The following is a 26,952-nucleotide window of genomic DNA, read 5'->3' on the forward strand; positions in this document are numbered from 1 at the left end:
AGTGTGACAGTTGAAACTGTGGAAAGTAAACGGTTGATTATCGTGGATTTTTCAGGTTTTCCGCTTTTTAACGGCTGCGAGTGGAGTGATTTTCCACAGTTTCCACGTAGTTTTCAACATTTCCACGGTGGATAACCCCTATACGCGGTGGATAAGTTGTGGCAAATATACGGATTGTGAATAGGGTGTGAACAGCAAAAAAAGGCGGCCTCCCCCTTCCGGGAAAGCCGCCCGTTAAAAACTATACGCTATCTCAATCCCTGCGCCGCAGGGCGAACATGACCAGACTGAACACCAGCATAAACGCTGCCAGCCCGCCGACGATCAGCAAAATCATCTGGAAAATCTTCACGTCAAACTTCGTCTGGAAGGTCTCCCGCGCGGTGGAAATGGCGTCCGAACCCGACGACACCGTCGACTCGGCATTGTTCGTCAGGCTGTCCGCTGCGCTCAAAGCTGCCTGGGCTGCGTCGGTGTCGCCCAGGGCAGACAGCGCATCGGAGAGCGCCTGCCCGCCCATGGCAACCAGGCGGTCGTTCGTGTCGCTCTTGATCTTTTCGCCGTTGACCGCGCCGGACAGATACTCGGCAAACAGGTCGGTGGTGCCGCGCACAGCGGGGGCATACTCGTCCTTGATGGCCCAGCCCTGCACCGACCACATATCGTTCATATAGAACAGCAGCTGCATACCGGAATCGTCCATCAGGGCGCGGTATACGGCGTCGGCAAAGTCACTGCTGGAGGTATCCACCGTGCCAAAACTCAGCGAGATAAACTCCCTGGCACGGTCGTAATCGGTCAGGTTGGCGTAGTAGCTGCGCAGCGCGTCGGCCAGGTCAGTGTCCTTCGTCACCTTGGAGCCGACTACCACCGAGTCCATGTCGGCCCGCAGGTCCTGGTTGCCGAAATAACTCGTCGAGCCGTCGTCGTCAATATTAAAGGTGGCGCGCATGGCGCTGGCATAGCCCGCTGCGTCGCTGGCCTGGCCCGCGTAGGCCTTGGCCATTTCCTGGCAGTCGCCGCCCCAGCTGCCGGTGATGGGGATGCCGTTGTAGACAAGGTTCATCGAGGCCAGCAGGTGCCCGAAGTCGATCTTCTCGCCGTTGGGCAGCGTGACGGTGTTTACAGACTGTAAAGCCACCAAGTCAGGGTCATTGCTGCTGACATAGCTCTCAAACTCCGGGTCGCGGGTACCGGCGGTCAGCTGCCAGATGGTGGTATTGTAGCTGCCGGTGCGGGTGTAGGCCAGCGTCAGCTCAATGGGGTCGGGTGTGTCGCTCTGGGATGCTGAAAAATCCCTTGCCAGCGCCTGCAGGCGGGAAAGGCGGTCGATGGTGGTATCGTAGTCGTCGGCGTGGACGGTCAGCGCCCCCGCACAAAATACCCCCAGCAGCAAAAACAGCATAGCCAACAGGCGGGGCATACGGTTCGTGATAGAATGCGTAGTCAAGCACCTCCGGTAGTACACGGCAAAGCCGGGGCACACCGCACTTGCATCTGCGCCCCAGTAGGAAAATCTTGTTTTAACCAATTTGTAATCTTTAGTATAGCACAGGGGGCGGTGGTTTGTCACCACTTTTTTTGTGAAAGCTGTATGCACAAAAATCGCCCCCATCCGATTGCGGCTTCGGATGGGGGCTTGGGGTATCGGTTTGTGTGAGGAGGAATCATGTTCCAGGATCATCGGTTGCGGCTCCGTGACCCTGTGCTTATAAGATACAGGATAACTGCTAAAAAACTATGATATGGGTATGAACAATTTGTAAATTGTCGACCGCTTAAATCACGTTGTATTCCTTCAGCAGCTTCTCGACCTCGGTGCCCTCGATCTTCTTCAGCGCTTCCTTCATGGCGATCTTGCCGACCAGCGGCATCTCCATGTCGGTGATCTTACGGCCGTCGCGCAGCTTGACGGTGGCGTCCAGCAGGCAGCGGATGTCATAGACGCTGCCCCAGACCTCGGGCACGCCGCGGTCTACATCCAGCAGGGTATAGACAGCCTCCATGCCGGTGCGGATGGAGTACTCGGTCGTGAAGATCGTGTCGCGGGCGGTCTCGGCAAACTGGCCCAGGAACGCAAAGTTCACAGCGCCCTCGGGTACGATGTCGGGGCGGTCGCCGGCAGCGCGCGGCATAAAGAACGCATCAATATACGGCATCATGCAGGGCACGGTGTTGGCGCTGTTGGTCGCCATATCCTCGATCTGGTCCTCGGGCACACCGATGTGGTAGAGCCATTCCATGCAGATCTCCTTACCGGTGCAGTCGCGCATCGGCTTCTTGATATAGTCGCCCGGCTTGTCGGTGAACAGGCCGTAGACCCAGACGCAGAGCTGATCCTTGGGCTGGTCGCGGAACTGCTGCTGGCGGTTCAGCGTCCAGCTGAGCAGCCAGTTGGAATCGGTGACCGTGACGATGCCGCCGGTGACGACCTTGCCGCTGAACGGGTCGCGCTTGCAGATCTTCTTGATATAGGGCACGATGCGCTGATCCAGCGTCGTGATGGTGGCGCTCATCCAGTTGGACAGCTCGGGGTCATAGCAGAACTTGTCGGGATGGCCGAAGCTCGGGTCCTGCGCGGCGATCTTGCGCCACAGGTCCCAGCCGCCGCCCTCCTTCAGCTCGGGCTTGAACTCGGCGGGGGTATCCTGGCTGCCGAGGGTCGAGTTCTCGACACAGCCGCCGTTCGTGATAAAGACGAGGTCGTTCTCGGTCAGGTCGATGGACTCTTCCTGCCCGTTGTGGAGGATGTCGATGCGGGTGGCCTGCTTTTTGCCGCCGGCGCAGTCGAAGGCGATGTTCGTGACCTTGGTGTCGTAGTGGAACTGAACGCCGAAGCCCTCCAGGTACTTGACCATGGGCAGGATCATCGACTCATACTGGTTGTAGCGGGTGAAGCGCAGCGCCGTAAAGTCGGGCAGACCGCCGATGTGGTGGATGTAGCGCTGCAGATAGCGCTTCATCTCCAGCGCGCTGTGCCAGTTCTCAAAGGCGAACATCGTGCGCCAGTACATCCAGAAGTTGGAGTTCAGGACTTCGTCGTCGAAGAAGTCGGTGATCTTCTTGTCGTACAGCTTCTCATCGGGGGACATGAACAGGTTCATGATCTCCATGGCGGCCTTGTCGGACAGACCGAACTTGCCGTCGGTGTGGGCATCCTCGCCGCGGTTGCGGGTGGCGCGGCAGAGGCTGTAGTTGGGGTCAGCCTTGTTCAGCCAGTAGTACTCATCCAGAACGGTGTGGTTCTCGTCCTCGATGGAGGGGATGGAGCGGAACAGATCCCACATACACTCAAAGTGGTTGTCCATCTCACGGCCGCCGCGCATGACATAGCCGATGTCCTGATATTTGTAGCCGTCGCAGGCACCGCCGGGGATGGGGTCCTTCTCCAGAATATGGACATGCTCGCCCTTCATCTGGGCATCGCGCACTAGGTAGCAGGCCGCGGACAGCGCCGCCAGGCCGGAACCGACGAGATAGGCCGATTTGCCGTCAACGTTGGCGGGCTTTTTGGGGGTGGCAAAGGCTTCATAGTTACCGCTGGAATAATACATAACGTACCTCCTGTAAGTGTATACGGCGGGGGTGGGTGCAGGGGCCGATGCTCGTCATCGGCCTGCCCGCGTGCCGTTGGTTGTTTGGTATGGCCTTAGTATACCCGGTAGGTGCACCGGTTACAATCAGCAAAAAATCCCCTTTGATAAGAATTTTATCAAAGGGGAGGGATTGTATAGATTTTGAAAAAAATGTTAAAACGCGGCTTTGTAGGGGGCGGCGTCCTCGACGCCCCGCGGAGGGGTCAACGCTTGGCGGCGCACAACGAGCGCCGCCAGTTCGCTTCGCGAACCCGCTCGTGCGGTTGTTTGCCCCGCAGGGGCAAACATTGCTCGCTCCCCAGTTTCGCTTCGCTCAACCGTGGCCCCGCGCTCGCAACCCCGCAACCCTTCCCTGCAAATCCATTGAAAAATGGGGATGCGGCCATAAACTTGCGGGCCGGGCATACCCGGCCCCTACAAGGCGGCGCGTTTGAGGTGGCAATGAAAACTATTTATCGATTCTGCACGTTTCCAGGCTCTTGGTGATATCCCCGTGGATCAGCACAGACACCCGCTCCACCAGGGCGGCGGGGTCGTCCTTCATGCCGGTGCGGACCCATTCCAGCGTCAGGCCGACGAAGGCGTACTTGTAAAAGTTCGCAATGAACTCCTTGTCCTCGGGGCGCACGGTCATCCCGGCGGCTTTCTCCTCGACGACGCCGAACATTAAATCGTAGGTCAGGCGGTAGAGGTAGTTTTCGATGTGCTCGCGGCTGATGGAGTGGTAGACTTTCGTAACGAACACTTTGTCCTTCTGCACGGCCTGCAAGATCTGCAAAAAGCCCTGCTGCCAGGTGTCGTAGGTTTTCTGCCCGGCCAGCGCACGGGTGGCGCTCTCGATGCAGGCCCACTCGACCAGGTCGTAGATATCCTTAAAATGGTAGTAGAACGTCATGCGGTTGACGCCGCAGTGCTCGGTCAGGTCGGTGACGGTGATCTTGTCCAGCGGCTTCTCGGCCAGCAGGTCTTTCAGCGACGCAACGAGCGCACGTTTGGTCATTTGGGACATGGAAGTCTCCTTTTATATAATGCGGTACGGCGGACGCGGGGCGTCGGGGACGCCGCCCCCCTACGGAAGCTGCTTTACATTATATAGGAAGATTATGAATTTTTAAACCCCGCAGCCTTTTTATACAGGGCGGTGACCCGCTCCCGGGGGAGAAGGTAGTTGATGAGCAGTGCCACAATGACGCCGACGGCGGTGGATTCTGGTTCATCGGGTACTCCTTTGTTTGTTAAATAACAGACTAAGTATAAAATTTTTCTTGACTAAAACAGCATACCATGAAAACGCGGGCGGCGCAAGAAAAAATTGCTGACGCAGCCGCAAAAATGTGGTATAACGGTAGTATTGAATTAAAAAAGGAAGTGTACCCCATGCCTGAAATGCTGGATATTGTTGACGAAAACGGCGTACCCACCGGCCGGAGCGTGCCGCGCACCGTTGCCCATGCCGAGGGGCTGCGCCACCGCACCAGCCATGTGTGGATCGTGCGGCGCAAAGCGGGCCGCGTGCAGGTGCTTTTGCAGATGCGCTGTGCGGCCAAGGATTCCTACCCAGGGTGCTACGATATCTCCTCGGCCGGGCATATCCCGGCGGGGGATGAGTTTGTCGGCTCGGCCCTGCGGGAACTGCGGGAGGAACTGGGCGTTGATGCCCGCGCTGAAGATTTGCACGAGTGCGGCCTGCGGCGGTTCCGTTTTGAGGCGGAGTTCCACGGTAAGCCGTTTAAGGACAACCAGGTCAGCAAGGTGTTCTGTTTGTGGCTGGATAAAGAGGCCGAGGATTTCAACGTGCAGAAGTCGGAGATCGACTATGTGAAGTGGTTCGATTTGGACGAGGCCATCCGCGCCGTGGACGAGGGGACGATACCGAACTGCATCTTTCCGGAGGAGCTGGGGATGGTGAAAGAGTTTGTCCAAAAGGCTTTTTCCCTGGGAGAAGCTGGCCGCGAAGCGGACTGATGAGGGGCGGCCTTGTCTGACTGCGTCTTTGCGGGACGGTTGACCGAACGCGCCCCTCATCCGGCCTGCGGGCCGCCTTCAGTCTACGCGCTAAGAGCCGCCTGCGGCGGTTGCGCTCCGACACGCGCCTGCGGGCGCAGCCCCGCAGGGGAAGGCAGGGGGACTTTTCCGTTGACACCACCTGTGTTGCAAAACGCGCAATTTTGTGTTGCTTACCTGGGAAAACCATGCTATAATACCCCTAGCGGCGCTGCGTATACATACACGCCTGTATATTTTTGCAAGCATCCCCTGCATAAATGTATAACTATTCGGCAACCTGCCTAAAACAAAGCTAAAAATAGAAAATCCTTTGGCAGGTTTGCCCCTTGCAAAATGTATAAAAGAGTGTATAATATACAGCGATGAATGAATAAATATTCAAGACACACAGCAAGCAACAGCACCCTGCGGGTCTTGACAAATACGGAGAGGGGAATTTCATCATGAAAAAGGATAAGAAAGATATCAAAAAGGTAGTTCTGGCATACTCCGGCGGTCTGGACACCTCCATCATCATTCCCTGGCTGAAGGAAAACTACAACAACTGCGAAGTCGTCGCTGTCTCCGGTGACGTCGGCCAGGGCACCGAGCTGGACGGCCTGGAAGAGAAGGCCATCAAGACCGGCGCTTCCAAGCTGTACGTCCTGGATCTCAAGAAGGACTACGTCGAAAACTACATCTGGCCCTGCCTGAAGGCTGACGCCAAGTATGAGGATTACCTGCTGGGTACCTCCCATGCGCGTCCCTGCATCGCCGCCGCCCTGGCGGAGATCGCCAAGAAGGAGAACGCCGACGCCATCTGCCACGGCTGCACCGGCAAGGGCAACGACCAGGTCCGTTTTGAGCTGACCCTCAAGGCCCTGGCCCCCGATATGGCCATCATCGCCCCTTGGCGTGAGTGGAGCATCAAGAGCCGTGACGAGGAGATCGACTACGCCGAGGCCCATAACATTCCCCTGAAAATCAACCGTGAGACGAACTATTCCAAGGATAAGAACCTGTGGCACCTGAGCCATGAGGGTCTTGACCTTGAAAAGCCGTCCCTGGAGCCGCAGTACAATAAGCCCGGCTTCCTGGAGCTGGGCGTTTCCCCCGAGCAGGCCCCCGATAAGCCGACCTACGTCAAGATCCACTTCGAGAAGGGCATCCCCACCGCCGTGGACGGCAAGGAGATGGAGAGCGTTGAGTTGGTCGAGTACCTGAACAAGCTGGGCGGCGCGAACGGCATCGGCCTGCTGGATATTGTCGAGAACCGTCTGGTCGGCATGAAGAGCCGCGGCGTCTATGAGACCCCCGGCGGTGCCATCCTGTACAAGGCCCACGATGTCCTGGAGACCATCACCCTGGATAAGGAGTCCATGCACTTCAAGGCACAGCTGGCCCAGAAGATGGGCGAGCTGGTCTACAACGGCCAGTGGTTCACCCCGCTGCGCGAGGCCATCAGCGCCTTCACCGACGACCTGCAGAAGACCGTCACCGGTGATGTGACCCTGAAGCTGTACAAGGGCAACATGATCAACGCCGGCGTCACCAGCCCGTACACCCTGTACGATGAGCAGACGGCCTCCTTCGGCGAGGACGAGGACTACAATCAGGCAGACGCCAACGGCTTTATCAACCTGTTCGGCCTGCCCATTGCCGAGCGCGCCAAGCTGGCCAAGAACTGGCCCACCGAGGAATAAAAGTAAGTAAACAAACGCCTAATATGCAACCGCCAAGGGGCGTAGACACCCTTTGGCGGTTTTGGCGTTACTGATAAAAAGGCTTCCCCCAAGGGGGAAGCCTTTAGAAAACGGAGGAAAAACGTATGCCCCAACTTTGGCAGGGCCGGGCCAGCAAGGCCGTTGACAGCCGCGTAAACGATTTTAACTCTTCCATCCGCTTTGACGCGCGGATGATCGAGCAGGATATTCAGGGCAGCCTTGTCCACTCGGCCATGCTGGGCAGACAGGGCATCATCTCCCAACAGGATGTGGACGATATTCACAAAGGTCTGCATTCTATTTTGGAGGATCTGCACAGCGGCGCACTGGAGATCGACCCCAACGCCGAGGATGTGCATACCTTCGTCGAGCAGACACTGACCGCCCGCGTCGGCGATGCGGGTAAGCGGCTGCACACCGGCCGCAGCCGCAACGACCAAGTGGCGCTGGATATCCGGCTGAACCTGCGTGCCGCCAGCGAGCATATCCAGGGCCAGGTCAAAGAGCTTATCAACGTGCTTTGTGACCAGGCCGAGAAGGGTGCAGGCTACGTTATGCCCGGCTACACCCATTTGCAGCGCGCCCAGCCTGTGACCTTCGGCCACCAGCTGATGGCCTACGCCTGGATGCTGCTGCGCGATCTGGGCCGTTTGCAGGACGCCACCAAGCGCATGGACGCCGAGTGCCCCCTGGGCAGCGGCGCACTGGCGGGCACGACCTACCCGCTGGACCGCTTCTACACGGCGGAGCAGCTGGGCTTTGCAGCCCCCTGCGGCAACTCCATCGACGGCGTGTCCGACCGCGATTTCTGCATTGAGCTGTGCAGCGCCATGGCCACCTGCATGATGCACCTTTCCCGCCTGAGCGAGGAGATCATCCTGTGGTGCAGCTGGGAGTTCAAGTTCATTGAGCTGGACGATGCGTTTACGACCGGCTCGTCCATCATGCCGCAGAAGAAAAACCCCGATGTGACCGAGCTGATCCGCGGCAAAACAGGCCGCGTCTACGGCGATCTGAACACGCTGCTGGTCATGATGAAGGGCATCCCCCTGGCCTATGACAAGGATATGCAGGAAGACAAAGAGGCAATTTTTGATGCGGTGGATACGCTGGAGCTTTGCCTGCGCACCGTCACGCCGATGCTGGCCACCATGACCCCGCTGCCCGCCAATATGCGCCGCGCCGCCGCCAAGGGCTTTATCAACGCCACCGACTGCGCCGACTACCTGACCAAGAAGGGTATGCCCTTCCGCGATGCCTATAAGTGTACCGGTACGATGGTGGCCGCCTGCATCCGCGAGGGCAAGACGCTGGAAGAACTGACGCTGGACGAGTTCAAGCAGTACAGCGACCTGTTTGAGGATGACGTGTATACCGCCATCGACCTGACCACCTGCTGCGAGGGCCGTACCAGCTACGGCGGCCCGACCAAGGCGAGCGTGCTGAAGCAGGTTGCGCTGGTGAAGGGGCAACTGTAAAAGCCTTCCCCCGCTGGGGGAAGGTGGCCGAAGGCCGGATGAGGGGCGGCGTTTTTGCAGCAACCCGGTAACGGGCGGCATTGGCAGGTTCGCCCCTCATCAGCCGCCTGCGGGCGGCTGCTTCCCCCCAAGGGGAAGCCTTTATAAGGTAAGGGGTGCAAGTATGGGAAAGTACAAAATCTTCGTGGATGGTTCCTCCGGTACCACCGGCCTGCGCATTGCGGATCGGCTGGCGGAGCGGGACGAATTTGAAATTCTGAAAATCTCCGCGGCAGACCGCAAGGACGTCCACGCCCGGGCAGCGGTCATCAATGAGAGCGACCTCTCGTTCCTCTGCCTGCCGGACGATGCGGCCCGCGAGGTCGTACCGCTGCTGCGCGAGGATGTGCGCATTCTCGATACCAGCACAGCGCACCGCACAGCCCCCGGCTGGCTCTACGGCCTGCCCGAGCTCCATGGCACCCGCGAGGCGCTGAAAACCGCCACCCGTGTGGCTGTGCCGGGCTGCCACGCCACCGGGTTTATCACGCCGGTGGCCCCGCTGGTGGAGTTGGGGATCCTCCCCAAGACCGCCCATCTAAGTGTGACGAGTTTGACCGGCTACTCCGGCGGCGGTAAAAAGATGATTGCTGAATACGAGGGTGAGCGCACGAACGAAGCGCTGAACGCCCCGCGTCCCTACGGCTTGGCGCTGCACCATAAGCACCTGCCCGAAATGGCGGCCATCACCGGGCTGGAAACGGCCCCCAACTTTGTGCCGGTCGTGGCGGATTACTATGCGGGCATGGAGACGATGATCCCGCTGGATCTGACGGCACTGGGCGTTTCGGCCCTGCAGGCCGCCGCCGCGCTGGCCGAGTATTATGCCGGGCAGCCGATGATCAAAGTGCACCCCCTGTGCGAGGGCACGGACGGCGGCTTTTTGGCGGCCAACAAGCTGGCGGGCAAAGACACGCTGGAAATCTTCTGCCTGGCCAACCCGGCCGGGACCCAGATGCAGCTCATCAGCCTGTTTGACAACCTGGGCAAAGGCAGCTCGGGCGCGGCCGTGCAGTGCATGAACCTGATGCTGGGGCTGGAGGAAACGAAAGGGCTGGCGCGATAAAGGCTTCCCCCGAGGGGCTGCGCCCGCAGGCGCGTGTCGGAGCGCAACCGCCGAAGGCGGCTCTTAGCGCGTAGACTGAAGCTGTCACCGAAGGTGACTGATGAGGGGCGGCCTTGCCGTCGCAGCCTGTTCGCGGGCAATCACGGCAGACGCGCCCCTCATCCGGCCTCGTAAACTCGGCCACCTTCCCCCCCAAGGGGGAAGGCTTAGATGTTTAGATGTAAAGAGAGAGGTACATATTATGAGCAACTTCAAATCCATCCCCGGCGGCATCTGTGCGCCGCAGGGATTTTCCGCGGCGGGCGTGCATTGCGGCATCCGCCATAACCATTCCAAGCTCGACCTGGCGCTCATCAAGGCGGATGTCCGCTGCGCGGGCGCAGGCTGCTACACTACCAACAAGGTTTACGGCGCTCCCATCACGGTGGACCGCGAGCATCTGAAGGACGGCTATGCCCAGGCAATCGTCGTCAACAGCGGCAACGCCAACACCTGCGCCCCGGGCGGCGTGCAGCTGGCGAAAGACACCTGCGATATCGTCGCGAAAGAGCTGGGCATCAGCGCCGACGACGTGCTCCCCTCCTCCACGGGCGTTATCGGCCAGGCCATGAGCATTGAGCCGTTTGCCAAGGGCATCCCCGAAGCTGCCGCCAAGCTGGCCGCCAGCGAGGCAGGCAGCCACGCCGCCGCCACCGCCATCATGACTACTGATACCCACCCGAAAGAAATCGCTTTGGAGTTTGAGGTCGGCGGCAAGACCGTTCGCATCGGTGCCATCGCCAAGGGTTCCGGCATGATCCACCCGAACATGGCCACGATGCTCCTCTTTATGACGACCGATGCTAAGGTCGCGCCTGCCGCCCTGCAGAAGGCGCTGTCCACCGTCGTGCCCGCTACCTTTAACCAGATTTCCGTGGACGGCGATACCTCCACCAACGATACCGTGCTGCTGCTGGCCTCCGGCCTGTCCGGCGCGGAAATCGTTGACGGTACGCCCGACTATGATACGTTTGTTGCTGCGCTGACCGAGGCCGCCGAACACCTGAGCCGCGAGCTGGCCGGGGATGGCGAGGGCGCGACCAAGCTGCTGGAATGCACCGTGACCGGCGCACCCGACCTGGCGACCGCCCGCGCGGTGTCCAAGAGCGTCATCCATTCCACCCTGTTCAAGGCCGCCATGTTCGGTGCAGATGCCAACTGGGGCCGCGTGCTCTGCGCCATTGGCTACACGCCGGGGGACTTCGATATCAGCAAGACGTCGGTGCGCCTCAAGAGCAAGGCCGGCGAGGTGTTCGTCTGCGAGAACGCCGCCTACCACCCGTACAGCGAGGATGAGGCCGCCGTGGTGCTGAAGGAGGATGAGATCGATATCCTCGTTGACCTTGGCAGCGGCGACGCCACCGCCAAGGCTTGGGGCTGCGATCTAACCTATGATTATGTGAAAATTAACGGGGATTACAGAACCTGATGAAAAAGGCTTCTCCCGCGGGACTGCACCCGCAGGCGCGTGTCGGAGCGCAACCGCCGAAGGCGGCTCTTAGCGCGTAGACTGAAGCTGTCGGCGAAGCCGACTGATGAGGGGCGGGCTTTCGGCGGCAGACCGGTAGACGGATGCTGCGGCAGGCGTGCCCCTCATCCGGCCTCGCAAGCTCGGCCACCTTCCCCCTTGGGGGAAGGCTTTAGAGGTAGGGGATGGAGGAAACGATGAAGAATGAACAAATGGCCCTGCTGTTCAGCGAGGCTACACCTTATATCCAAAAATACCACGGCAAAACGCTGGTTATCAAGTACGGCGGCAATGCCATGGTCAACGATGAACTGAAACTGGCCGTTATGAACGACCTGGTCACGCTGACGCTGCTGGGTGTGCGGGTCGTGCTGGTACACGGCGGCGGGCCTGCCATCAACCAGATGCTCAAGCGCGTGGGGAAGGAATCCAAATTTGTGAACGGTCTGCGCTACACCGATGAAGAGACCATGGGCATTGTCCAGCAGGTGCTGGCCGGGCAGGTCAACAAAGACCTGGTCGCGCTGCTCAAAGGCCGCGGCGTCGGCCTGTGCGGCATGGACGGCCACATGATCATGTGCAAGCGCAAATCGGATGTGGATTTGGGCTATGTCGGCGAAATTGAAAAGGTCAACACGACGCTGATCGATCACCTGCTGGCCGACAGCTTCATCCCGGTCATTGCTACCGTCGGCATGGACGACAACGGCATCCCCTACAACATCAACGCAGACACGGCCGCGGCTGAAATTGCCATTGCCCTGCACGCAGAAAAACTCGTCAGCATGACGGATATCGTTGGTCTGCTCTACGATAAGGACGATGAATCCACGCTGATCCCTGAGGTCGAAGTCTCCGAAATCGAGGGCTACAAGGCCGCAGGCGTCATTGCGGGCGGTATGCTGCCCAAGATCGAGGGCATGGCCGACGCCATCTACCAGGGCGTCCACGAGGCCGTCATCATCGATGGCCGCGTGCCCCACTCGATTTTGCTGGAAATGTTCAGTGACAGAGGCGCAGGTACAATGTTCTATCGGCGGGGGAACCGCTGATTGAAAAGGCTTCCCCTGATGGGGGAAGGCTCTTGCACATGATAAAGGGGGTACCCTAGATGAATACCGAAAAAGTGATTTCCCGGGACAACGACTACATCCTCCACACCTACGGCCGCAGCCAGGTCGTGCTGGCAGAGGGCAAGGGCATGACCGCCAGGGACGCCGACGGCAAGGAATATCTCGATTTTACGTCGGGTATCGGCGTCAACTCCCTGGGCTACTGCCACCCCGCCTGGGTCAAGGCCGTGGCAGACCAGGCCGCGACCTTGCAGCACACCTCCAACCTGTATTACACTGCCCCGGACGGCAAGCTGGCAAAAAAAATCTGCCGCCGCACCGGGCTGGATGCGGTATTCTTCGGCAACTCGGGTGCCGAAGCCAACGAGGGTGCCATCAAGTGCGCCCGCAAATACAGCGTAGACACGTATGGCGAGAGCCGCAGCAAGGTCATCACGCTTGTCAATTCCTTCCATGGCCGCACGCTGGCAACCCTGACCGCCACCGGCCAGGATGTGTTCCACCACGACTTTGGACCCTTCCCCGGCAACTTTGCCTATGTCCCGGCGGGCGATTTTGCCGCGCTGGAAAAGGCCGCCGATGCTTCTGCCTGCGCCGTCATGATGGAGCTGGTACAGGGCGAGGGCGGCGTTGTCGCCCTGGATGCCGACTATGTTGCCAAGGTCGCGGCGTTCTGCAAGGAAAAAGACATTCTGCTCATCGTCGATGAGGTGCAGACCGGCGTGGGCCGCACCGGCAAGTTCCTGGCCTGCGAGCATTTTGACCTGCACCCCGATATCGTCACCCTGGCCAAGGGTCTGGGCGGCGGCCTGCCCATCGGCGCGGTGGTCATGAACAAAAAGGTCGCCGAGCATATGAAGCCCGGCAGCCACGGTTCGACCTTCGGCGGCAACCCGGTCTGCTGCGCCGGTGCGCTGGCCGTGCTGGATACGATGGACGAGGAGTTCCTCGCCAATGTCAACGAGCGTGCGGCCCAGCTGCGCGCCGGGCTTGCCAAACTGCCCCATGTGCAGCAGGTCAGCGGCTTGGGCCTGATGGTGGGCATCGCCTTTGACGACGGCATCAAGGCCGCCGATGTCCGCGCCGCCTGCGAGAAGCAGGGCCTGCTGGTGCTGACCGCCAAGACTCGTTTGCGCCTGCTGCCGCCGCTGATTTTGACGGCGGAGGATGTGAACGCCGCGCTGGATACCCTGCGCACCGTGCTGGAGAAATGCGTATGAAACATCTGCTGAAATTGGGCGGCCTGACGCCCGAGGAGATCACCCACATCCTGGATGTGGCCGACGAATATAAGCGGCTGCACAGGGACGGCATCGACCCGAAGGACTTGCAGGGCAAGGCCGTGGCGCTGATTTTCGCCAAAAACTCCACCCGCACCCGCGCAAGCCTGGAAGTGGGCATCTACCAGATGGGCGGCCTGGGCACCTACCTGAGCGCCAATGATCTGCAGACTGCCCGCGGCGAGCCTGTGCAGGACACCGCCCGCGTGCTGGGACGGTATTATGACGCCATCGTCTGCCGCACCTACAAGCAGACGACCCTGGACGCGCTGGCAAAATACAGCGGCATACCGGTGATTTCCGGCATGACTGACTACGCCCACCCCTTGCAGGTGCTGACGGACTTAATGACCGTGCGTGAGCGCAAGGGCACGCTGGCCGGGCTGAAGGCCGGGTTCATCGGCGACGGCTACAACATGGCGAACAGCGTCATTGTGGGCTGCCTTGCCATGGGTATGGCGGTCACGGCCGCCTGCCCGAAGCACTACCGCCCGGCAGCCGATGTGCTGATGCTGGCGCAGCGGTACGGCGATAAATTCACGCTGACGAACGACCCCGACGAGGCCGCCCGCGATGCGGACGTGCTGTTTACCGATGTCTGGGTCAGCATGGGCATGGAGCGCGAGGCCGAGCAGCGCCGCCGGGATTTCACCGGCTTTACGCTGGATGCGGCCCGCATGGCGCTGGCCAAGCCGGACTGCATGGTGCAGCACCCGCTGCCCGCCCACCGCGGCGAGGAGATCGCCCCCGATGTGCTGGAAGGGCACATGGAGGAGATTTTTGACGAGGCCGAGAACCGGATTTACGTGGAAAAGGCCGTGCTGGCAATTTTGCTGGCGGGGAAATAAAGTACAGGAAGCAGGGCAGAGTGCGGCCCTGCTTTTTTGTTGGGGCGAGAGGGGCTTTCGCCGCCTTCCCTTGACAGGCTGTGTTATACTGGATATATCACTGTCCAAGGAGTGCCGCTATGTCAAAACAAACGCTGCAACAAAAAATCCAACGTGTACTGGCCCGGTTCACGCCGCGGCGCATTGCCATTATCATGCTGGGCACGGCGATACTCTCCTTCGGCATCCACAACATCCACCAACGCACCGCCATCACGGAGGGCGGCATCATCGGACTGGTGCTGCTCATCAACCATTGGCTCGGCGTTCCGGCGTCGGTGGCGTCGCCCCTGTTGGATGCCATAAGTTACGCGCTGGCGTTTAAATTTTTGGGGTGGGATTTCCTGCTCTCGGCGGGTATCGCCAGCATCAGCCTGGCAGGGTTCTACCGCCTGTGGGAGTGTTTTCCCCCGATGCTGCCTGACCTGACGCCCTGGCCGCTGGCGGCGGCGCTGCTGGGCGGTGTGTTCGTCGGCGTGGGCGTCGGGCTGATCGTGCGGCAGGGCGGGTCCAGCGGCGGCGACGACGCGCTGGCCCTCGTCATCCACAAGCTGACCGGCTGGCGACTCTCCCGCGCGTACCTTTTTACCGATTTAACGGTGCTTTTTGCGTCGCTGTCCTACATTCCGTTCCGGCGCATCGCCTATTCGCTGGTCACGGTCACGGTGTCGTCGCTGCTCATCGACTACATCAAGGATTTCCGCACAAAAACAAATGTGTAAAAACCGCCGGAACGCTTGTACACACGGGAATTTTGCGGTATAATAATCTGTGTATTTTTGCAGACATCACCCATTGGAGGTTTACGATATGAAACTTACCCGCAAGCTCGCGGCGCTGGCTATGGCCGTGCTGCTGGCAGTCAGCCTGACGGCCTGCTCCCCCAAAGAGTGGGCACAGAATGTTGTCGTCCATCTGGTCCACAAGCTGGGCCTGGTCGAGGAATCCGACGAGGAGGACACCGACACCACCACGAAAGCCCCCGCAGGCGGCAGCGTGGAGTTCCCCGCCGAGATGGATACCGACTCCGCCCGTGTGGTGACTTACCCGATGGATGATACGCTGTATGTCTCCTTCAACGGCATTGCCAACCGCTCCACTGAGTATTTCGTCGCGGGCGGCGACAGCATGACCGTGACCGGCTATGCGTCTACCGAGGCCAGCAGCGAGAACTATATGTACTTCAAGATCGCGTTCTGGGAGCTTTCCGACGATAAGACGATGACAAGCTATGTGCCGGATTCGACGATCTACTTCCGCGCCGACGAGGCTGACTACCAGTACACCATTACCGGCCTGACCGCAGGCAAGCAGTACAAAATCACCATCAGCTATGACAACGGCAACAAATACTATGTTACCGGCGGCCTGAAGGTGGAGGGCCTGGGCAGCACCGAGCTGAACACCTACGGCGACGAGGAAACCACCAACAGTTAAAAACAGGCAACAATGCCGCCCGCGCCGCAGATGGCCGGGCGGCATTTTTGATGATGCATCGTAGGGGCCGGTGCTCGCCATCGGCCCGCAGGAAAGTACAACACAGAGGGAAAAGGGAAAAATTATGGACAAAAAACAGCTGCGCAACACCTTATTGCTGGTGTGCGGCGCATTCATCTGGGGCACAGCTTTCGTCGCGCAGAGCGTCGGCAGCGACTACATGGGGCCGTACACGTTTTTGGCGGGCCGCAGCTGGCTGGCCTGCGCGTTCCTGCTGGGGCTGATGGCTGTGCTGCGCAAGATGGGCAGGACGAACACCGCCGCCGAGCCGGGGTTCTGGCAGAACAAAAAGGTGCTGGTCAAGGGCGGTATTTTCTGCGGTGCGGCGCTGTTTGCGGCGTCGGCGGCGCAGCAGATGGGCATTGGCACCACCAGCACGGCCAAGGCTGGGTTTATGACGGCGCTCTACGTGGTGCTGGTGCCGGTCACGAGCATCTTTTTTGGCAGCCGCCCCGGCGTCAAGCTGTGGGGCTGCGTGGTGGTCAGTGTGGTGGGGCTGTATCTGCTCTGCCTGGCAGGCCGCGATACCCTGAGCCTGACCGGCGGCGAGTGGCAGCTGCTGCTCTGCGCGGCGCTGTTCACGCTGCAAATCATGCTGGTCAACCATTTCAGCCCCCAGCTGGACGGCATCCAGCTGAGTTTTATGCAGTTCTTAGTGGTGGCGGTGCTGTCCACTGTGTTTATGTTTGCGTTTGAAACGCCGACCATCGAGCAGTTCCGCGGCGCGGCGGTGTCCATTGCCTACTGCGGCATCATGTCCAGCGGCGTGGCCTACACGCTGCAGATCGTCGGCCAGAAGGAGCTGGACCCGACGATTGCCAGCCTTGCCATGTGCCTGGAGAGTGTGTTCAGCGCCCTGGCCGGTTGGCTGATTTTGGGCGAGACGCTGTCCGCCACCGAGTTGTGCGGCTGCGTTTTGATGTTTGGGGCCATTGTGGCGAGCCAGCTGCCGGAGAAAAAGCGCGGCTAAAAAGGCCCCCTTGTCAAAGGGGACTGTCCGAGCCTGCGAGGTCCGGGGCTTTGCAGCCTTCCCATCGTTACCCATTCCCTTCCCGCATAACGTCCCAAAGGAGGTCTCCTATGCAGGACCTGCGCATGATTTTTGGTTACGGTAAACCCTACCGCAAAGACCTGTTTGCGGCGGTGGGGCTTATCTTTGTTGAATGTATCTTTGAAATGGTCATCCCCGTGCTGATGTCTACCCTGGTGGACGACGGCGTGCCGGACCACAATATGGCCGTCATCTTCCGACAGGGCGGGCTGATGATTCTCTGCGCGGTGCTGGCGCTCATTACCGGTCTGCTCTATGCCCGGTACGCCGCGCGGTTTGCCAACGGCTTTGCGTCGGAGCTGCGCCTGGCGGAGTATGCCGCCGTGCAGAAATTCGACTTCGCGAACCTTGACCGTTTCTCCAATGCGTCCCTCGTCACCCGCATGACCACCGACGTTACCGTCATGCTCAACGCTGTCAATACCGGCCTGCGGCCGTTGGTGCGCAGCCCGGTCATGCTGGGCATGGGCCTTGCTATGGCCTGCGTGCTCAGCCCGCGGCTGACGCTGGTTTTCCTCATCACAACGCCGATCCTTGCTGCCGTGCTGGCTTGGATCGTCTCGAAAGTCGGCCCGCTCTATGGCCGCCAGCAGAGCGCTGTGGACCACCTCAATGGCCGCATCCAGGAATCCCTCACCGCCATCCGCGCCATCAAGGCTTTCGTGCGCGGCGACTATGAGAACGACCAGTTCAACACCGTCAACGCCGAACTCAGCGACGCCTCGACCGAGACGTTCCGCTATGCCGTGCTCAACCTGCCCGCATTCCAGGCCGTCATGTACACGGCCATCGTCTGCATTCTCTGGTTCGGCGGCGGCTTTGTGCTGCACGGCACCATGAGCGTCGGCCAGCTGACCGCCTTTTTGAGCTACGTTTTGCAGGTGCTCAACTCGGTCATGATGTTCTCCGGCGTGTTTCTCCAGATGTCCCGTTCGCTGGCCAGCGCCCGCCGCATCCGCGAGGTGCTGACAGAGCAGCCTGATTTGGCCAACGCCGCCGCGCCGGTGGAGACGATCCCCGACGGCCGGATCGATTTTGACCACGTCAGCTTCAAATACAACGCAAAGGCGGAGAAAAACGCCCTGTCCGACATCACGCTGCACATCCCCGCCGGTGCGACGGTGGGCATTATCGGCGGCACCGGCGCGGCCAAAACGACGCTGGTGCAGCTGATCCCCCGCCTCTACGATGCCACCGAGGGCACTGTCAAGGTCGGCGGGCATGACGTGCGTGACTACGACCTGGCCGCTCTGCGGGATGCTGTGGGAATTGTGCTGCAAAAGAACCTGCTGTTCTCCGGGTCGATCCGCGACAACCTCAAATGGGGCAGCCCCGATGCCACCGACGACGACCTGTGGGCCGCCTGCCGCGCCGCCCACGCCGATGAATTTCTGAACCGTATGCCCCAGGGCCTTGACACCGACCTGGGCCAGGGCGGGTGCAATGTCTCCGGCGGGCAGAAGCAGCGTCTTTGCATTGCCCGCACGCTGCTCAAACACCCCAAGGTGCTGATTTTTGACGACTCCACCAGCGCCGTGGATACGGCCACCGAGTCCGGCATCCGCCGCGCGCTGGCCGAGCTGGGCGACGTGACCAAGCTCATCATTGCCCAGCGCATCTCGTCTGTCCAGAGCGCGGACATCATCGTGATTCTGGACGACGGCCGTTTGCACGCCGTTGGCACCCATGACGAACTGCTGAAAAAGGATACGATCTATCAGGAAATTTACAATTCCCAGATGAAAGGGGGCGACGCAGATGGCGAAAGCATTCGGCGGTAAGCGCCCGCAAAACCTGCGCCACACCCTGCGCCGCTTCGGCGATTACCTAGGCCACCACAAGCGCAAACTGGCACTGATCGGCGTGCTGACGTCCATCAGCGCCCTGGCCGCCCTGATTGGCACCTACATGATACGCCCGGCCGTCAACGGCATTCTGGAAAACGGCAGTCTTGCCTACCTGGCCGGGGTCGTGGCGTTCACGGCGTTCGTCTACCTCATCGGCGCGCTGTCCACCCTGGGCTACACCCAGCTCATGGTCCGCACGGCGCAGCGTATCACCCAGGAAATCCGCAGCGACCTGTTTGCCCACCTGCAGACGATGCCCCTGAACTTCTTTGACACGAACCGCAAGGGCGATTTGATGAGCCTGTTCACCAACGATGTGGACACGATTTCCGATGCGCTGAACAACAGCTTTGCGGTGGTCATTCAGATGTTTATACAGATCGCAGGCACGCTGTTTTTGCTGTTCGTGCTCAACTGGCGGCTCTCGCTGCTGGTCGTGGTGGGCTACATTGCCATGTTCTGGTACATCAACTACTCCACCAGGCGCAGCCGCGCCTACTACGCCAGCCAGCAGGCCAGCTTGGGCGAGCTGGACGCCTACATGGAGGAAATGATCGCGGGCCAGAAGGTGGTCAAGGTCTTTAACCACCAGCAGGCCGACATGGCCGCCTTTGCCGCCCGCAACGAAAAACTGCGCCAAGCCGGCACCGGTGCCCAGAGCTACGCCGCCACGATGATCCCCGCCGTCGTCAGTATCGGTTACATCAACTACGCCATCATTGCGGTGGTGGGCGGCCTGATGGTTATGTGGGGCTGGTCCGATTTGGGCAGCCTGGCAAGCTACCTGGTGTTTGTGCGCCAGACAACCCTGCCCATCAACCAGTTTACCCAGCAGGGCAACTTTTTGTTGGCGGCGCTGGCGGGCGCGGAGCGTATCTTTACGGTCATGGAAGAGCGCCCCGAGATCGACGAGGGCACGGTGGAGCTGGTCCGCGTGCGGGAAAACGCCGACGGCACCCTGACCGAATGCGCCGAAAAGACCGGCCGTTGGGCCTGGTGTGACCGCAGCCGCCCCGATGTGCCGCCCGAGCCGTTGACCGGCGATGTGCGGTTCCACGACGTCAGCTTTGGCTACACGCCCGAGCGGATGATTTTGCAAAACCTCTCGCTTTACGCCAAACCGGGCCAGAAAATCGCCTTCGTTGGCTCCACCGGCGCGGGCAAAACGACCATCACCAATTTGATAAACCGCTTCTATGAGGTGTCCGGCGGCTCCATCACCTACGATGGGATGGATGTGCGGCTTATCAAGAAAAATGATCTGCGCCGTTCGCTGGGTGTCGTCCTGCAGGATACACATTTGTTCACCGGCACCGTGGCGGACAACATCCGTTTCGGCAAGCTGGATGCCACGCAGGAGGAAATTGAGCGGGCGGCCAGGATCGCCAACGCGGACTCCTTCATCCGCCGCCTGCCCAGGGGGTATGACACGATGGTCACGGCTGACGGTGCGAATCTGAGCCAGGGACAACGGCAGCTGCTGGCCATTGCCCGCGCGGCGGTGGCTGACCCGCCGGTGCTGATATTGGACGAAGCAACGTCGAGTATCGACACCCGCACCGAGGCGCTCATCCAAAAAGGCATGGACGGCCTGATGGAGGGCCGCACGGTGTTTGTCATCGCGCACCGGCTGTCCACCGTGCGCAACGCCGACGCCATCATTGTGCTGGAACACGGGCATATCATTGAGCGCGGCACCCATGAGGAACTGCTGGCAAAGCAGGGTGAATACTACCAGCTCTACCACGGTATGTTCGAGCTGTCGTGAGTCATATGCAACCTTGTGTCCCTGCATCACGCACAAATTTACAAAAACATCGTCGAAACGGCGGCGAAACTTAATTTAATAAAGCTGTAACTGTTTTTTGGTATTGACTTTTACCGACGGTGTGCTATAATTATAAGTACGATACAGCAGAAACTATCAAGGGCGATAGCAGCATGGTCCCATGGCGCTATTGCCCTTTTTTGGTTCTGCATCGGCCCGCCGCGCGGCGGCGGAAAAATTTGTGGAGTGGAAAGGAAAGTATCTCATGAAAAAACTGCTTGCATTCGGCGTGGCCTCCGTCATGGCCCTGTCTCTCGCTGCCTGCGGCGGCGCATCCTCCACGGCTGCTTCCTCGGAAGCCGCCGATACTGCCTCCTCTGGGGCTGCCACCACCGAGGCCACCGGCAAAAAGTGGACCATCGCTACCGACACGGTGTTCAAGCCCTTTGAGTACACCGACGCCTCCGGCAACTTTGTCGGCATCGACGTAGACATCCTGGCGGCCATCGCCGAGGACCAGGGCTTTGAGTATGAGCTCAAGAGCCTGGGCTGGGATGCTTCCATCGCGGCCTGCCAGGCCGGCCAGGCTGACGGCATGATCGCCGGCGCCTCCATCACCGATGAGCGCAAGGCGAGCGGCTGGACCTTCTCCGACGGCTACTATGACAGCACCCAGACCCTGACCGTGGGCGCGGATTCCACCATCGCCGGCTTCGCCGACCTGAGCGGCCAGACCATTGCCGTCAAGACCGGCACCCAGGGTGCTTCTTATGCCGAGAGCCTGAAGGACGAGTACGGCTTCAACATCACCTACTTTGAGGATTCCCCCACGATGTACCAGGCTGTCCTGGGCGGCCAGTGCGTTGGCTGCTTTGAGGATACCCCCATCATGAAGGCCTCCATCAAGGACGGCGACCTGGCCCTGAAGGTTTTGGATGACACCGCTAGCGACCCCGCCCCCTACGGCTTCGCCATCTTCAACGCTGACAACCAGGAGCTGCTGGATGCCTTCAACGCCGGTCTGGCTGACATCAAAGCCAACGGCAAGTATGATGAGATCCTGGCAAAGTACCTGGGCTAACAAACAATAAAGCACGCGGGGACGCCTGTTTTTGCGGGCGGCCCCGCTTTTGTGGCCTCTGCGAAAATCCCTTGCCCTCCCCCGCGAGGGGGAGGGTGGCGCCGCAGCGCCGGGTGAGGGCCGAGTCTGCCGGGCCGCCTCATACAGGGGCAGCTGCGGGCAGGCTGCCCCTCATCAGGCCGCTTTGCGGCCACCTTCCCCCGAGGGGGGAAGCCTTGTATCCAACCACCCCGAAAGGAGTCTTGACCCTTGGCTAAAATTCTTGCAAACTACGGCGGGCTGCTGGCGGCCGCTATGGGCCAGACGCTGCTGCTGGCGCTGTGCGGGCTGTTCTTTGCCTGCATCATCGGCCTGGTCGTCGGCCTTATGAGTGTCGTCAAAAACCGAGCCTGCAACATCATCGCTACGATTTTTGTTGACGTCATCCGCGGCGTGCCTATGATCGTGCTTGCGTTCTACGTGTTCTTCGCAGTGCCGATGCTGCTCAACAACATCATGCACCTGAATACCATGCTAGGCATCAACACGCAGCTCACGCTGACCGCCCTGCAGGCAGGCACCATCTGCCTGGCGCTGAACTGCGGTGCATACATGGCGGAAATTATCCGCGCCGGTATCGAGAGCGTGGACAAGGGCCAGATGGAGGCCGCCCGCAGCCTGGGCCTGTCGTACTGGAAGGCCATGGCCAAGGTCGTGCTGCCCCAGGCCATCCGCACGATGATCCCCTCCATCATCAACCAGTTCATCATCACGCTGAAAGACACGTCCATCCTGTCGGTCATCGGCTTCCCCGAGCTGGTCAACACCGCCAAGAACGTCGTGGCCAACACGATGAGCGCGTTCCAGGTGTGGAGCATTGTCGCGCTGATGTACCTGATCGTCATTACACTGCTGTCCCGCCTTGCCAAGCGGGTGGAGAGGAGGCTCAACCGTGGGCGTCAATAAGCAGAATGTCAAAATTCACGTTGAGCATTTGAAAAAAAACTTCGGCAACCTCGAGGTCCTGCGCGATGTATCGACGGATATCTATGAGGGCGAGGTCGTTGTCATCCTAGGCCCCTCCGGCAGCGGCAAGTCGACTTTTCTGCGCTGCCTGAACCGCCTGGAAGAAATCACCGGCGGCACAGTCATTGTGGATGGCCACGACCTGACCGACAAGAAAACCGATTTGAACAAAGTGCGCGAGAATGTCGGCATGGTGTTCCAGCACTTCAACCTGTTCAATAACCTCAACGTCATGGGCAACATGACGTTGGCCCCGGTGGAGCTGAAAAAGGCCACGAAGGGTGAAGCCAAGGAGAAGGCCCTGCACCTGCTGAACCGCGTGGGTCTGTCCGACAAGGCCGAAGCCTACCCGGCGCAGCTGTCCGGCGGCCAGAAGCAGCGCGTGGCTATTGCCCGCGCCCTGGCCATGGACCCGGATATCATGCTGTTTGACGAGCCGACCAGTGCGCTGGACCCGGAAATGGTCGGTGAAGTCCTGCAAGTCATGAAGCAGCTTGCCGCCGAGGGTATGACGATGGTCGTTGTCACCCACGAGATCGGCTTTGCCCGCGAGGTCGCCAGCCGTGTGATCTTCATGGAGGGTGGGTATATCGTTGAGGAAGGCACCCCCGACGAGGTCATCAACCACCCGAAACAGAAGCGGACGATCGATTTCTTGAGTAAGGTGCTGTAAGCGGAAAACAGATAAAGCCTTCCCCTTGGGGGGAAGGTGGCCGCAGGCCGGATGAGGGGCGCGTTTGCCGCTGCTGCCCGTGAATGGGTGGTAACGGCAAACGCGCCCCTCATCAGTCTGCTTCGCAGACAGCTTCTCCCTCAGGAGAAGCCTTTTTATATCCCCCTCTTGAACTTAAAGTTAAAGTTTGCTACAATGTTCCCAGAGGCAACAACTTGTGAAAGGAGCATTTACAAGTGGAAAAAATCAAGAAAAATTTCGGGTTCGGCTGTATGCGTCTGCCGATGCAGGGCGAGGACGTCGACATTGAACAGACCAAGCAGATGGTCGATACCTTTTTGGCGCAGGGGTTCAACTACTTTGACACAGCCCACGGCTACATTCAGGGCAAAAGCGAGTTGGCCCTGAAAGAGTGCCTGACCAGCCGCCATAATCGGGAAGACTACATCCTGACCAATAAGCTGAGCGAGGGCTACTTCAAGACGCAGGCGGATATCCGTCCCTTCTTCCAGAGCCAGCTCGAGGCCTGCGGTGTCGATTACTTTGACTTCTACCTCATGCACTCCCAGGGGTCGACCAACTACCAGCATTTTAAGGACTGCCGCGCCTACGAGACGGCGTTCGAACTGAAAGCCGAGGGCAAGGTGCGCCATGTGGGCATCTCTTTCCACGACCGCGCCGAGGTGCTGGACCAGATCTTGACCGAGTACCCGCAGGTTGAGGTCGTGCAGATCCAGTTCAACTACCTGGACTACGATGACATTGCCGTCCAAAGCCGCAAATGCTATGAGGTCTGCCGTAAGCACGACAAGCCGGTACTGGTCATGGAGCCGGTCAAGGGCGGCAGCCTGGTCAACCTGCCCGATGACGCGAAGAAGATTTTCGACGACCTGCACGGCGGCAGCCCTGCCAGCTATGCCATCCGCTTTGCGGCGGGCTTCCCCGGCATGATGATGGTGCTGTCCGGCATGAGCAGCCTGGAACAGATGAAGGATAACCTCTCCTACATGAAGGATTTCCAGCCGCTGAATGACGCAGAAATGGCCGCTGTGCATCAGGTGGTGGACGTGTTCCGCAAGATGAACCTGATCCCCTGCACAGTCTGCCGCTACTGCGTCGAGGGCTGCCCCCGGCACATCGCCATCCCGGATTTGTTCGCCATCATGAACACAAAGAGCATCCACCACGATTGGAATGCGGACTACTATTATGAGGATGTCCACACCAAGCCCGGCTCCCGCGCGTCGGACTGCATCCGCTGCGGCAAGTGCGAGCGCATCTGCCCGCAGCATCTGCCGATCCGGACGCTGCTGCAGGATGTGGCGAAAGAGTTTGAGAAGAAATGAAAAAGCCTTCCCCCACGGCAGCCAATTCCCCCTGCAAGCGTTATTCCAATACGGAACATGGCACCCAGCAGCACGAGTATGGTGAAAACAGCGTTTGCATCTACTGTGGATAAAACAACCCCCTAAAGTAAAACAGCACCAGCCGTCACGCCCCCGTGACGGCTGGTGCTGTTTTATAGGCGCAACGGCAGCAGCGCCCGGGCTGCAGCTTTCAAGGGCGCTGACAAAAGAATGGCAAACGGGCTTTTCGCGCTTGAACTAACAAAACCTGGTTGCCGCAGTTGTTGTTCCACCCGGAAATGATGCCGCTTGTGTGGAAAATCGCGTCCGGTTGGTTGAAAATTGGTGTGGAATATGCTATAATCCCAATATATGTCTGCCGTTTGGAGGGGGACTTTATGCACTACAACAAATCGCCCATGCTGCGTTTTTTCAACGCGCTGTTTGAATTTATACTGCTGGTCGTCGTTTTTATCATTGCGGGCGCGCTGCGCTCCGTCAGCCCGATCGGCAGCCGCTTCTTTATGTGGGACGTCTGGGCGTTTTTGCCCATCGCGGGGCTGTATGCGCTGGTGAACGTGGCCTGCTATGTGGTGGAAGGCTGCTACCGCTCGCTGCACAGCCAGAACAAAATGCGCCAGCTGTTCCAGATCGGCGTAACGAACCTGGTGGGCCTGGCGATGATGGCGACGGTGTTCTACATCTTCCGCGTCAGTCAGCTTTCGCGTTTGCTGCTGGCCTACTATTATGTCTTGTCGGTGGTGGGCATCCTGGCCAAGCGGATGCTGTTCAGCGCCCTGGCGACCGCCTATGTGCGGCGGCATGACATTGTGCCCCGCACGCTGATCATCGGCAGCGGCGAGCTGGCTCACCGGTTCTACAACGAAGTTTTCCGGGAAAAGAAAACGATGGCCATGCGGTACAGCGGCTACCTGGCGGCGGCCCCCTGCGCCGACCTGCCCGACTACCGCGGCACGGTGGCCGACCTGTTTGAGGTCGTGCGCACCCAGAAAATTGAAATGCTGGTGCTGGCCCAGGATGTGCAGGACGCCGAGGAAGTGCGCCGTATCATGCTGCTGGCCGATAACTTCCACCTGCGGGTGGCGGCGGTGCCGGTGTACAACGACTTTGTGACCGCCCGCAGCGAACTGGACAGCATCGGCGGTATGCGGTACATGGACCTACGGTTGATGAACACCTGCGACATCATGGGCGTGAACATCGTCGTGACCGATATGGACAAGACCCTGCGCCTCATCGAGGAAAAACTGGAAGATTGGCGCGGGAAATACATCTGCGTGGCAAATGTCCACACCACTGTGACAGCCCACGATGACCCCGACTACCAGAAGGTGCAGAACGGCGCAGTCATGGCCCTGCCGGACGGCGGCCCGCTCTCCAAATACAGCCGCCAGCAGGGGTATGTGGACGCGGCCCGCGTGACCGGCCCCGACCTGATGAAGGAGCTGCTGAAGGAGAGCAAAACCAAGCATTACCGCCATTATTTCTACGGCTCCACGCAGAAAACGCTGGATGTGCTGCGGGAAAAAGTCACGGAGAATTATCCCGGAGCTGTCATTGCGGGAATGTACTCCCCGCCATTCCGCCCGCTGACGCCCGAGGAGGACGAGGACGTGGTGCGGATGATCAATGAGGCCAAGCCCGATTTTGTCTGGGTGGGCCTGGGCGCGCCGAAACAGGAGCGCTGGATGGCCGTACATGAGGACCGCGTGCAGGCGCTGATGGTGGGCGTGGGCGCCGCCTTCGACTACGAGGCGGGCAATATCCGCCGTGCCCCGCAGTGGATGCAGAAGCACAACCTGGAATGGCTCTACCGCCTGATGCAGGACCCCAAGCGGCTGTTCAAGCGGTATTTTGTCACGAACACCAAGTATTTGTGGTGGACGTGGCGGCAGTGAAAAGCCTTCTCCCGGGGACTGCGCCCGCAGGCGCGTGTCGGAGCGCAACCGCCGAAGAAGGCTCTCAGCGCGTAGACTGAAGGTGGCCCGAAGGGCCGGATGAGGGGCAAGTTTGCCGCGACTGCCCGG

21 protein-coding genes are annotated in these 26,952 nt (G+C 59.8%); 18 read left to right on the forward strand and 3 right to left on the reverse strand.

The genetic code is table 11. The annotated features are described in order from the left end of the window. Positions 1-253: 253 nt before the first annotated feature. The 3 genes from ACZO0A_RS01415 to ACZO0A_RS01425 form a co-directional block, all read right to left on the reverse strand. Positions 254-1,450 (reverse strand): hypothetical protein, encoded by a 1,197-nt coding sequence (locus ACZO0A_RS01415; RefSeq protein WP_486845943.1) that lies wholly within the window; start codon positions 1,448-1,450, stop codon positions 254-256. Positions 1,451-1,778: 328 nt separating this feature from the next. After that, positions 1,779-3,554: an oleate hydratase gene (locus ACZO0A_RS01420; protein WP_308132291.1), complete on the reverse strand. Its 1,776-nt coding sequence runs from the start codon at positions 3,552-3,554 to the stop codon at positions 1,779-1,781. 490 nt (positions 3,555-4,044) lie between these two features. Further along, positions 4,045-4,605: a TetR/AcrR family transcriptional regulator gene (locus ACZO0A_RS01425; protein WP_215690558.1), complete on the reverse strand. Its 561-nt coding sequence runs from the start codon at positions 4,603-4,605 to the stop codon at positions 4,045-4,047. Between the two features lie 368 nt (positions 4,606-4,973). On the opposite strand from ACZO0A_RS01425, the gene ACZO0A_RS01430 reads away from it, so the two are divergent. From ACZO0A_RS01430 to ACZO0A_RS01515, 18 genes are all read left to right on the forward strand, one after another. After that, positions 4,974-5,561 carry an NUDIX hydrolase gene (locus tag ACZO0A_RS01430; RefSeq protein ID WP_486845945.1) on the forward strand — a complete coding sequence of 196 codons (588 nt, stop codon included), beginning with the start codon at positions 4,974-4,976 and terminating at the stop codon, positions 5,559-5,561. 485 nt (positions 5,562-6,046) lie between these two features. Then, the gene (locus ACZO0A_RS01435; protein WP_294718976.1) at positions 6,047-7,285 is read left to right on the forward strand and encodes an argininosuccinate synthase; all 1,239 of its coding nucleotides are present in this window, start codon (positions 6,047-6,049) and stop codon (positions 7,283-7,285) included. A 125-nt stretch (positions 7,286-7,410) separates the two neighbouring features. Then, on the forward strand, positions 7,411-8,784 hold the full coding sequence (argH, locus tag ACZO0A_RS01440) for an argininosuccinate lyase (protein ID WP_308132289.1): 1,374 nt from the start codon (positions 7,411-7,413) through the stop codon (positions 8,782-8,784). Positions 8,785-8,947: 163 nt separating this feature from the next. Beyond that, positions 8,948-9,889: an N-acetyl-gamma-glutamyl-phosphate reductase gene (gene argC / locus ACZO0A_RS01445; RefSeq protein ID WP_302375795.1), complete on the forward strand. Its 942-nt coding sequence runs from the start codon at positions 8,948-8,950 to the stop codon at positions 9,887-9,889. Between the two features lie 241 nt (positions 9,890-10,130). Beyond that, positions 10,131-11,357 (forward strand): bifunctional glutamate N-acetyltransferase/amino-acid acetyltransferase ArgJ, encoded by a 1,227-nt coding sequence (argJ, locus tag ACZO0A_RS01450; protein WP_302375796.1) that lies wholly within the window; start codon positions 10,131-10,133, stop codon positions 11,355-11,357. A 236-nt stretch (positions 11,358-11,593) separates the two neighbouring features. Beyond that, on the forward strand, positions 11,594-12,448 hold the full coding sequence (gene argB, locus ACZO0A_RS01455; RefSeq protein ID WP_291210061.1) for an acetylglutamate kinase: 855 nt from the start codon (positions 11,594-11,596) through the stop codon (positions 12,446-12,448). 59 nt (positions 12,449-12,507) lie between these two features. Further along, positions 12,508-13,689, forward strand: a complete 1,182-nt coding sequence (locus ACZO0A_RS01460; protein WP_215690581.1) for an aspartate aminotransferase family protein — start codon at positions 12,508-12,510, stop codon at positions 13,687-13,689. Continuing rightward, positions 13,686-14,597, forward strand: a complete 912-nt coding sequence (gene argF / locus ACZO0A_RS01465; protein WP_294779661.1) for an ornithine carbamoyltransferase — start codon at positions 13,686-13,688, stop codon at positions 14,595-14,597. The genes ACZO0A_RS01460 and argF overlap by 4 nt, the downstream gene beginning before the upstream one ends. 119 nt (positions 14,598-14,716) lie before the next feature. Next, entirely contained in the window at positions 14,717-15,358 is a 642-nt protein-coding gene (locus tag ACZO0A_RS01470) for a YitT family protein (RefSeq protein ID WP_291232153.1), read from the forward strand. 88 nt (positions 15,359-15,446) lie between these two features. After that, positions 15,447-16,073 (forward strand): hypothetical protein, encoded by a 627-nt coding sequence (locus ACZO0A_RS01475; RefSeq protein WP_291232152.1) that lies wholly within the window; start codon positions 15,447-15,449, stop codon positions 16,071-16,073. 124 nt (positions 16,074-16,197) lie between these two features. After that, the gene (locus tag ACZO0A_RS01480) at positions 16,198-17,103 is read left to right on the forward strand and encodes a DMT family transporter (RefSeq protein ID WP_302375797.1); all 906 of its coding nucleotides are present in this window, start codon (positions 16,198-16,200) and stop codon (positions 17,101-17,103) included. A gap of 110 nt (positions 17,104-17,213) precedes the next feature. Then, positions 17,214-18,965 carry an ABC transporter ATP-binding protein gene (locus tag ACZO0A_RS01485; RefSeq protein WP_215690592.1) on the forward strand — a complete coding sequence of 584 codons (1,752 nt, stop codon included), beginning with the start codon at positions 17,214-17,216 and terminating at the stop codon, positions 18,963-18,965. After that, positions 18,943-20,799, forward strand: coding sequence for an ABC transporter ATP-binding protein (locus ACZO0A_RS01490; protein ID WP_215690593.1), 1,857 nt, complete (start codon positions 18,943-18,945; stop codon positions 20,797-20,799). The genes ACZO0A_RS01485 and ACZO0A_RS01490 overlap by 23 nt, the downstream gene beginning before the upstream one ends. Positions 20,800-21,064: 265 nt before the next feature. Further along, a complete protein-coding gene (locus tag ACZO0A_RS01495) occupies positions 21,065-21,880 on the forward strand; it encodes a transporter substrate-binding domain-containing protein (RefSeq protein WP_291210080.1) in 816 nt (271 codons plus the stop codon). 249 nt (positions 21,881-22,129) lie between these two features. Continuing rightward, a complete protein-coding gene (locus tag ACZO0A_RS01500; RefSeq protein ID WP_215690595.1) occupies positions 22,130-22,825 on the forward strand; it encodes an amino acid ABC transporter permease in 696 nt (231 codons plus the stop codon). Continuing rightward, on the forward strand, positions 22,812-23,558 hold the full coding sequence (locus ACZO0A_RS01505; protein WP_291210084.1) for an amino acid ABC transporter ATP-binding protein: 747 nt from the start codon (positions 22,812-22,814) through the stop codon (positions 23,556-23,558). The genes ACZO0A_RS01500 and ACZO0A_RS01505 overlap by 14 nt, the downstream gene beginning before the upstream one ends. Before the next feature lie 236 nt (positions 23,559-23,794). Next, on the forward strand, positions 23,795-24,904 hold the full coding sequence (locus ACZO0A_RS01510; protein WP_291210087.1) for an aldo/keto reductase: 1,110 nt from the start codon (positions 23,795-23,797) through the stop codon (positions 24,902-24,904). Between the two features lie 398 nt (positions 24,905-25,302). Then, complete coding sequence (locus ACZO0A_RS01515; RefSeq protein WP_308132755.1) at positions 25,303-26,823, forward strand: WecB/TagA/CpsF family glycosyltransferase; 1,521 nt, start codon at positions 25,303-25,305, stop codon at positions 26,821-26,823. The last annotated feature ends 129 nt before the right edge of the window (positions 26,824-26,952 follow it).

The sequence above is a fragment of the Gemmiger sp. genome (assembly GCF_057431175.1).

Excerpts from the sequence above, each read along its gene's own strand:
- ACZO0A_RS01420 (WP_308132291.1), bottom strand. The coding sequence starts at position 3,554 with ATGTATTATTCCAGCGGTAACTATGAAGCCTTTGCCACCCCCAAAAAG.
- ACZO0A_RS01425 (WP_215690558.1), bottom strand. The coding sequence starts at position 4,605 with ATGTCCCAAATGACCAAACGTGCGCTCGTTGCGTCGCTGAAAGACCTG.
- ACZO0A_RS01430 (WP_486845945.1), top strand. The coding sequence starts at position 4,974 with ATGCCTGAAATGCTGGATATTGTTGACGAAAACGGCGTACCCACCGGC.
- ACZO0A_RS01435 (WP_294718976.1), top strand. The coding sequence starts at position 6,047 with ATGAAAAAGGATAAGAAAGATATCAAAAAGGTAGTTCTGGCATACTCC.
- argH (WP_308132289.1), top strand. The coding sequence starts at position 7,411 with ATGCCCCAACTTTGGCAGGGCCGGGCCAGCAAGGCCGTTGACAGCCGC.
- argC (WP_302375795.1), top strand. The coding sequence starts at position 8,948 with ATGGGAAAGTACAAAATCTTCGTGGATGGTTCCTCCGGTACCACCGGC.
- argJ (WP_302375796.1), top strand. The coding sequence starts at position 10,131 with ATGAGCAACTTCAAATCCATCCCCGGCGGCATCTGTGCGCCGCAGGGA.
- argB (WP_291210061.1), top strand. The coding sequence starts at position 11,594 with ATGAAGAATGAACAAATGGCCCTGCTGTTCAGCGAGGCTACACCTTAT.
- ACZO0A_RS01460 (WP_215690581.1), top strand. The coding sequence starts at position 12,508 with ATGAATACCGAAAAAGTGATTTCCCGGGACAACGACTACATCCTCCAC.
- argF (WP_294779661.1), top strand. The coding sequence starts at position 13,686 with ATGAAACATCTGCTGAAATTGGGCGGCCTGACGCCCGAGGAGATCACC.
- ACZO0A_RS01470 (WP_291232153.1), top strand. The coding sequence starts at position 14,717 with ATGTCAAAACAAACGCTGCAACAAAAAATCCAACGTGTACTGGCCCGG.
- ACZO0A_RS01475 (WP_291232152.1), top strand. The coding sequence starts at position 15,447 with ATGAAACTTACCCGCAAGCTCGCGGCGCTGGCTATGGCCGTGCTGCTG.
- ACZO0A_RS01480 (WP_302375797.1), top strand. The coding sequence starts at position 16,198 with ATGGACAAAAAACAGCTGCGCAACACCTTATTGCTGGTGTGCGGCGCA.
- ACZO0A_RS01485 (WP_215690592.1), top strand. The coding sequence starts at position 17,214 with ATGCAGGACCTGCGCATGATTTTTGGTTACGGTAAACCCTACCGCAAA.
- ACZO0A_RS01490 (WP_215690593.1), top strand. The coding sequence starts at position 18,943 with ATGGCGAAAGCATTCGGCGGTAAGCGCCCGCAAAACCTGCGCCACACC.
- ACZO0A_RS01495 (WP_291210080.1), top strand. The coding sequence starts at position 21,065 with ATGAAAAAACTGCTTGCATTCGGCGTGGCCTCCGTCATGGCCCTGTCT.
- ACZO0A_RS01515 (WP_308132755.1), top strand. The coding sequence starts at position 25,303 with ATGCACTACAACAAATCGCCCATGCTGCGTTTTTTCAACGCGCTGTTT.